This is a genomic window from Verrucomicrobiota bacterium (assembly GCA_037139415.1).
Lineage (GTDB): Bacteria > Verrucomicrobiota > Verrucomicrobiia > Limisphaerales > Fontisphaeraceae > JBAXGN01.
This window is the reverse complement of the sequence record JBAXGN010000101.1, coordinates 19,175-27,861: the sequence shown is the minus strand read 5'-3', so window position 1 is coordinate 27,861 and position 8,687 is coordinate 19,175. Positions and strand designations below refer to the sequence as shown.

General features: G+C 57.8%; 2 protein-coding genes. One reads left to right on the top strand and one right to left on the bottom strand.

The annotated features are described in order from the left end of the window. Positions 1-2,479: site-specific DNA-methyltransferase (locus WCO56_17495; protein ID MEI7731373.1), on the bottom strand; the 2,479-nt coding region annotated here is incomplete at its 3' end. 170 nt (positions 2,480-2,649) lie between these two features. Between WCO56_17495 and WCO56_17490 the strand changes: the two genes are divergently transcribed. Further along, entirely contained in the window at positions 2,650-8,685 is a 6,036-nt protein-coding gene (locus WCO56_17490) for an alpha-2-macroglobulin family protein (protein MEI7731372.1), read from the top strand. The last annotated feature ends 2 nt before the right edge of the window (positions 8,686-8,687 follow it).

Genomic DNA, 8,687 nt, shown 5'->3' with positions numbered 1-8,687 from the left:
GACTGAGGAAACATGGACCGCAAGGTTGCGTGCGCCTCAGTCCTACTCGACCGCGAAGGTTCTTCGCCAGTTTGGACCAGCCCTCCTTCTCGCCAGCCATCGGGAAGAACACTTGCCGCGCAAATAAACTCCGGCCGTCGTAATCCGTATCCAGCATCCACATGGCAATTTGAGCCGCACCGCCCGATACGATTTGCCCTGTCTTCGTATCGTAGTAATCGAAGCCGTGGACTTCCACCTCCCACTTTCCTTGATTCTCGCCGCGCTTGATCTGCCGGAGGATCACGTCCGGCTGGCCGATGAGCCAGAAGCTTTCGTTGCTGATCCGCTTTTTCTTCAAATCTTCCGTGAGCAAATCCGCGTTCATCTGCGCCTTGAGCGTCGTGACGCCCGGCCAGTTCAATTCGTCAATGTCCTTGGCGGCCTCGGGATCGAATTGGAACGCGGCGAACACAATTAACTGCGGACGCGGCACCAGTTTGCGGGCTTCTTCCAGGGCCGATTCCACTTGGCGCTGCTCCAAAGGGGCATGCTCCGGCCCGAAGGAAATCACCACGCGTTGAATCTCCTTCGCCGGGCCATCGTGCAACATCATTGCGCCATCATCGTTTGGTTTGGTCTCGGCGTCGGCGTGCAGCCAGCGCGTGCCGGAGAGCGGTTCCACACGGGAGAAGCGGATCATCTGCCCGCCTTTGCCGCGAATCCCAGCCCGCAGTAGTTCGCTCCGCCATTCGTCCTGCCGTACCGTTTCGCCAGAACGGGCTACTGATTCGTCCGCCGGCCTTGGCGCGGCTCTTTCCGCGCCGGCTAGTTCACCCAGCGACTTCACCATCGGCGCGGGCACGGCTTCCACGGTGAAGGGCCCGGTCACACGGGCTCTGGAATTGTCCGCGAGCGGCTGGTCGTAAAGCGTTTCTTGATCCGCCGTTTCATTATTGGCAATGCTCTTAAGGGTGACGTGCGGAACGGTCCTGTAACGAAAACCGCTGTCCACGCCCTCGGTGTCGTGGGCAAGCTGATAGTAATCGAACACCGCCGTCATCAATCGTTGTTTAGCGAGCGTGAGCGCAACGCGGGACGTGTCACACGTAATCCAGCGGCGTCCCCACTGTTCCGCCACCAAGGCCGTCGTGCCACTGCCGCAGGTGATGTCCAAGACCAAATCCCCTGGGTCGGTGGCCATTAGCGTGGTACGTTGGATGACTTTCGGAAGAGTCTGAACGACATAAACCTTCGAGTCGCCAAACCCAGAAATGACGGTGTCATCCCACAGGTTGGTAGTGGGAAATACTGGAAAGTCGTCGAGGAAGCGGATATACCTAAGAGTGTTTCCAACAACCATCAAACGCCTCGCCTTCTTGAGCCGCTCCATTCCTTCTGGACCAGTTTTCCAATAACCTCTAGCCGGTTTGAAAGTCCGTCCTTCGAACTCAATTGGGAAATCGCCGGGTGGGCGTTGGCTAGTTAGGTTATCGTGGCAGAACAGCCGGCCCTTCATCGCCGCTTCCTCGAAACTTTCGTCGGCCAAGAAACTCCGGCGTGTTCCGTCATTTTCTTCAACCCACGAGTACTGTCCTGCTCCAGCCTTTCCAGCCTCTTTCTCAAGGTAAATCTGGTGATATTTCAGTCGCGATTTGTCTTTGGCATACCATAGCAGATAATCGCTGACGCCTGGGAGCAATTCGCTCGATGCGCTCGAAGTCTTCTTGACGGTTATTAGGCTGACGCAGTTCTTCGCCCCAAACACTTCATCCAAAATTTCCCGTACATGATGCACGTTTTCATCCGAGATTTGCACGAAGACCGAGCCGGATTCGTGAAGAAGTTCCCGCGCCAGAAGCAGCCGGTCGCGCAGGTAACTCAAATAGGAGTGCAGGCCGAGTTCCCAAGTGTCGCGGAAGGCTTTGACCATTTCCGGTTCGGCGGTCAGGTCCTCATCTTTGCCATCCTTCACGTCGCGCTTGTTAACAAACGGCTGGAAGTTAGAGCCGTATTTGATGCCGTACGGTGGGTCGAAATAGACCATCTGCACCTGCCCGGCCATGCCCTCCTTTTCCAGCAGCGAATTCATCACCAACAGGCTGTCACCCGCAACAAAGCGGTTGCTCCAATTGTGGGCGTGCTTGTAAAACTCAATGGCCTCGCGGAGCGGCGGATTCTCCGTTTTGGAGTTGAACAGGGAAAGCTGCGCGTAGTCTTTACCGTTCTTTTTCCGCACGGCTTCAATGATGCTGCGGGGATCAATCCGCTCGTGAACATGCAGTGAAACGGTGGGAATCGCAAAACTGGTGCGTTCGGCCTTGCCCGCCCAAACTAAGGTGGGGTCCAAGTGCGGATCGTAGGCGTAGGTCTTCTTCCCTTCGGCAGCATCCGATTGGGCATCCACGAGACCAACAGGCGGATTGTTGGCGCGTTTCTTGCTCTTGTGCTCGTATTGCTCGATCGGCTTTTTCTGCATGTCGTTGCTCTTCCGTGGCATAAACCAAACTATTTCCCCCTCCCACAAAATTCCATGGGAGAATTAGTAAAAAGGTAACGGGATGCTGGCAAGCCGACAACTGAAAAAGATAGAAAAGAAAGACGCTTGGAAAGCACGGAGCATTTATTTTCTCCTTCCGTCTAACGGAAAGAATGTGTACGCTTGCATATATGAAACGGACTTTGATTGCGCTGTCGCTCGCCATTTGCCTGCCATGGGTGTCGCCGCTCATGGGCGCCTCCCGGGCGGACGCCTGGAAGAAAGTGGAGGATGCCATGAACCAGGGACTACCCAAAACCGCCGTTGAACAACTGGAACCCATCATCCTGGGGGCGCTGAAAGAGAAGGCATACGGGGAAGCCATCAAGGCGATTGCGCGGCGCATCGCGCTGGAAGGGAACGTCGAGGGCAACAAGCCGGAGGAAAAGATCACTCGCCTGGAGGCTGAGATCGCCAAGGCCCCGGAGGAAATGAAACCGCTGCTGACCGCCGTGCTGGCGCAGTGGTACTGGCATTACTTCGAGCAAAACCGCTGGCGGTTCATGCGGCGCACCGCGACCGCCGCCGCACCGGGGAAGGATTTCACCACGTGGGATCTGCCGCGCCTGTTCGCGGAAATTGACAAGCATTACACGGCCGCGCTGGTGGCTGAGAAAACGCTTAAGGCAATGCCGATTGCCACCTTTGATGCCTTGCTCCAAAAAGGCGCCCTGCCGGATGCCTATCGCCCCACGGTCTATGACTTCATCGCCCACGAGGCGCTGAAGTTTTACACCTCTGGCGAACAAGCCGCTGCCAAGGCGCAGGATGCCTTCGATTTATCCGCCGATAGCGCCATCTTTGCCCCGGCGGAAGCCTTCATGGCGTGGAAGATTGAAACGGAGGACACCCAATCACCGGTGGTCAAAGGACTCAAATTGTACCAGGACCTGATGCGGTTCCATCAGAACGACAAGGATCCCTCGGCGTTTGTTGATCTCGACATCGCTCGCCTGGAGTACGGACATAACACGGCGTTTGGGGAGAACAAAAACGAACGGTTCAAGGCAGCCCTTAAAGCGGTGGTGGATCGTTGGGCGGATCACGACTTGTCGGCGTTGGCGCTGTATCACTGGGCGCAGACGGTACATGACGAGAACAACTTTGTGGAGGCGCACGCGCTCGCGTCACGGGGCGCGAAGGTGTTTCCCAGGAGCGCAGGCGGCAAGTTGTGCCAGAATCTCATCTATCAGATTGAAGCCAAATCATCCCAGGTAACCGTGGAGCGTATCTGGAACGCGCCGTTGCCGAAGATCAACGTGAGTTATCGCAATCTCACGGAGATCCACTTCCGCGTAGTGGCGTGGGATTGGAACACCTTCCTGGACAAAAAACACAGCCGTCCGGAATCGTTGAATGACAAGGAGCGCAAGGAATTGCTGGCCCTCAAGCCGGAGCTGGCGTGGTCCGAGAAACTACCGGCCACGGTGGATTACCAGGAGCGCGTGGAACATCTGCCCGCCCCCACGACCTTGAAGCCGGGATTTTATTTCCTGGTGAGCAGCCATCGGACCGGATTTGGTGAGAAGGATAATCTGGTGGCGTACACCACTTTCTGGGTCAGCGATCTTTCACTGGTGGTGCGCACGCATGATGGCGAGGTGGATGGTTTCGTGCTCGAAGCCAATTCCGGCGAACCGGTTTCCGGTGCGGAAGTTGCCAGTTGGTATCTGAACAACCAGGGCGATCGCGTGGAGAATCCGAAAACCGCGACGGATGAAATGGGTTTTTTCAAACTCACCGGCAAAGGGGATCGCGGCAACCTGATCCGCGTGCGCCATAACGGGCGCGAGGTGGCCTCGGAGCAGGAATACAACTCATGGAAACCAGGGCGACCCCAACCGCACTCGCAGACGATCTTTTTCACGGATCGCGCCTTGTATCGTCCGGGGCAGACCATTCAGTTCAAGGGCATCTGCCTGCGCGTGGACCAGCCGAAGGATAATTATGAGCTGCTGCCTGCGCAAAAACTCACCGTGATTTTTGCGGACCGGAACGGCAAGGAGATCGCGCAGTTGCCCGTCCAGTGCAATGATTACGGCTCCTTCTCCGGCAGCTTCACCGCGCCCCGGGATCGCTTGATGGGGCAGATGCGCATTTATGCGCGCAACGGTCCGAACGGCGCCGCGCAATTCAGCGTTGAGGAATACAAGCGGCCCAAGTTCCAGGTCTCGCTCGACGTCCCCAAGACCGCGGCCAAATTAAACGATCGGGTCTCGCTGACCGGCAAGGCGGAGAGTTATACCGGTGCCGCAGTGGATGGCGCGATGGTCAAATATCGCATCGTGCGCGAAGTGCGCTTTCCGGATTGGTGGGGCTGGTGCTATTGGTGGCGTCCGGTGCCGAACACCGGTAGTCAGGAAATCAGCCACGGCACGCTGCGCACCAAAACCGATGGCACGTTTACGGTGGAGTTTCTCGCCAAACCGGATTTGTCCATTGCCGCCACCAATGAACCGGTTTTCACGTACACGATTCATGCGGACGTGACCGATACCACTGGCGAAACGCGGTCCGCCAGCCGGGGCGTGCGCGTGGCCTATACGGCGCTGCAGGCCGGTCTGAGTGCCAACGACTGGCAGGTGGAGGATAAACCGGTGGAAGTGACGTTGCGTACGCTCACGCATGATGGCGAGCCGCAAACGGCCGAGGGCGCATTGAAAATCTATGCCCTGCAGGCACCGGCCCGGATCATCCGGCCCGAGTTGACGCTGCAATATTATTGGCGCACCCAGTCCGCAAATGACAAGCCCGCCATGACGTTCGATCCCAACACCTGGCCGCTGGGGGCCGTGGTGCTGGAAAAAGGTTTCACTACCGATAAGGCTGGGCAAACCGTGATTCAGGCCAGCCTCAAGACCGGGGTCTATCGCGTAATGGTGGAGACGCAGGATCGGTTCGGGAAAAAAGTCACCGCCCAACTGCCGCTGCGGGTTTTGAAGCCGGAGGCGAACAAGCTTGCGATTAAAATTCCGCAATTGTTGGCTGCCCCGGTGTGGACCGTTGAACCCGGCCAGGAATTCATGGCCCTGTGGGGTACCGGCTACGATCAGGGGCGCACGTTCGTCGAAATCGAACATCGCAATAAGGTCATTCGCCGTTACTGGACCAAAGCGGAGAACACCCAGGAACAAATCCGGCAGGCGGTGGATGAGTCCATGCGTGGTGGGTTCCAAATGCATCTCACCCGGGTGCGGGAAAACCGCGCCTATCTCGAATCGCGCCGCGTTGATGTGCCCTGGAGCAACAAGGAGTTGCAGGTGAAATGGGAGCATTTCGTGAACAAGCTCCAGCCCGGCCAGAAGGAAACCTGGACCGCTATCGTCACCGGTCCCAACGCCCAAAAGAGCGTCGCGGAAATGGTGGCCACACTGTACGACGAATCGCTGGACGCCTATCGGGCGCATCATTGGCTGACCCGCTTCAACATCTTCCGCTCGGACAACTCCTATCTGAGCGCGCGCTTCGAAAATGATCTCCAAAATCTGAACCAGCTCCTGGGATACTGGAATGAGCGCTCTGTTGGTGTGGAGCGCACGTATCGCTCGTTCCCGCCCGACCTGGTGCAGAACCTGTACGGCTACCAGTATTTTGGGATGAACGCCGCCGGCGGTGGGCGCATGATGCGGGCGCGCGGGATGGTGATGTCGGATGCCGCGATGCCGATGGCGGCCACCGCTGCACCAACACCCATGGCCAAAGGCGAAGACATGGTCGTGGAAAGACAGATGCTGCGCAAATCCGCGGCTGACAAGGACGTCGCTGGCGATGAACAGGATGCTGCCAAGCGAACAACCACCCGGCGAGGTGCCCAGGATGAAGGTGGCAGCGCCACACCCGATCTCAGCAAGGTCTCCGCGCGCAAGAACCTTAATGAAACGGCCTTCTTCTTCCCGCAATTGGTCGCCGATAAGGATGGCGCGGTGCGTATGGAATTCACCATGCCGGAGGCCCTGACCACCTGGAAATTCATGGCCTTTGCGCATGATCAGCAATTGCGCGCTGGCTTCCTGCAAGACAAGGCCATTACCGCCAAAGATCTCATGATCCAGCCGAATCCACCGCGTTTCCTGCGCGAGGGCGACGTGCTGGAATTCACCGTCAAGGTGTCCAATCAAAGCCCCGAGCCGCAATCCGGCAAAGTGGCGCTCTCCTTCAAGGACGCCGCCACGGATCAAAATGTGGACAAACTGCTGGGAAACACCAAGACCGAGCAGGCGTTTGACATCCCGGCCAAGGAATCCCGCTCCTTCTCCTGGCGCTTGAAAGTGCCGGATGGTCTGGGCTTCCTCACCTATAAAGCCGTGGGTGCCACCGCCAAACTTTCCGATGGCGAGGAAGGCTGGCTGCCCGTGTTGAGCCGACGCATTCTTGTCACGGAGTCGCTGCCGCTCCCGGTGCGCGGGCCGGCCACCAAAAAATTTGAATTCACCAAGCTGCTCAAGTCGGGCAAGTCGGATACCTTGCAGCACCAGTCGCTCACCGTTCAGATGGTGTCGCAGCCGGCCTGGTACGCGGTCATGGCGCTGCCGTACCTGATGGAGTATCCCTACGAATGCAGCGAGCAGACGTTCAATCGCCTGTACGCCAATGCACTCGCTCGCTCCATCGCTACGCAGGATCCCAAGATTCATCGCATCTTTGAACTGTGGCGCAACACTCCCGCGCTGGATAGTCCGCTCGAGAAAAATCAGGACCTGAAGTCCGTTCTCATTGAAGAGACGCCCTGGTATCGGCAGGCGCGCAATGAGAGCCAGGCCCGCCGCAACGTCGGCATCCTGTTCGAGGATAACCGCATGAACCAGGAACTGAATCGTGCCACCCAGAAGCTCAAGGAAATGCAATTGGGCGATGGCTCCTGGCCGTGGTTCCCCGGCGGGCAGGGCAACGATTACATCACCCTGTACATCACCACCGGCTTTGGCCGTATGCGGAACCTGGGCGTGGATGTGCCGGTGGATATGGCCATCCGGTCGCTCGCCCGCCTCGATAGCTGGATGGATGAGCATTACCATCACCTTTTGAAACTGAAAAATCCGGAGGATTACGTGCCCAGTTCTACCGATGCGCTCTATCTCTACGGTCGCAGTTTCTTCCTGAAAGATAAACCGGTGGCCAAGGGCAATCAGGACGCGGTGGATTACTTCCTCAAACAATCGCGCAAGCACTGGTTAAAAACCGCCAGCCGCCAAACCCAGGCCCACCTGGCGCTGGCGCTCAAGCGCTGGGGCGGGGATGACAACCTCGCCGTCGCGGTGGCCATCATGAAATCCATGAAGGAACGCTCCGTGACCAACGAGGAAATGGGCCGGTTCTGGCGCGATACCGAACTGTCCTGGTGGTGGTATCACGCGCCGATCGAAACCCAGGCGCTGATGATCGAGGCGTTCGTTGAAATCATGAACGACGCCGAGGCCGTCGAGGATTGCAAAGTCTGGTTGCTCAAGCAGAAGCAGACCCAGGATTGGAAAACCACCAAGGCCACCGCCGATGCCGTCTATGCGCTGCTCCTGCGCGGCGTGAACATGCTGGCCTCGGACGCGCTAGTGGAAGTCTCGCTGGGCGGCCAGACCATCAAGCCGGAAAACGTCGAGGCCGGCACCGGCTTTTATGAGAAACGTTTCAGCGCCGCCGAAATCAAGCCCAAGCTCGGCGACATCAAGGTGATCAAGACGGACGCGGGCGTCTCCTGGGGCAGCGTCCATTGGCAGTACCTGGAAGATATGTCCAAGGTTACCCCGTATGAAGGCACGCCGTTGAAGCTCAAGAAGGCGCTCTATATTAAGACCAACACCAACAAGGGCCCGGTGCTGGAACCGGTGAAGGCTGCCATTCAGGTGGGTGATGAACTCGTGGTGCGCATCGAACTGCGCGTGGATCGCGACATGGAATACGTGCACCTCAAGGATCAGCGCGGCAGCGGCACCGAACCGGTGAACGTCCTTTCACGCTACAAATACCAGGACGGCCTGGGTTATTACGAATCCACCCGTGACACCGCCAGCCACTTCTTCATCGATTACCTGCCCAAGGGTGTCTATGTCTTCGAGTATTCCACGCGCGTACAGCATCGCGGCGAATACCAGACCGGCATGGCCTCCATTCAATGCATGTACGCCCCCGAATTCAACAGCCACTCGGAGAGCTTGAAGCTGGTGGTCCGGTAAAA

Excerpts from the sequence above, each read along its gene's own strand:
- WCO56_17490 (MEI7731372.1), top strand. The coding sequence starts at position 2,650 with ATGAAACGGACTTTGATTGCGCTGTCGCTCGCCATTTGCCTGCCATGG.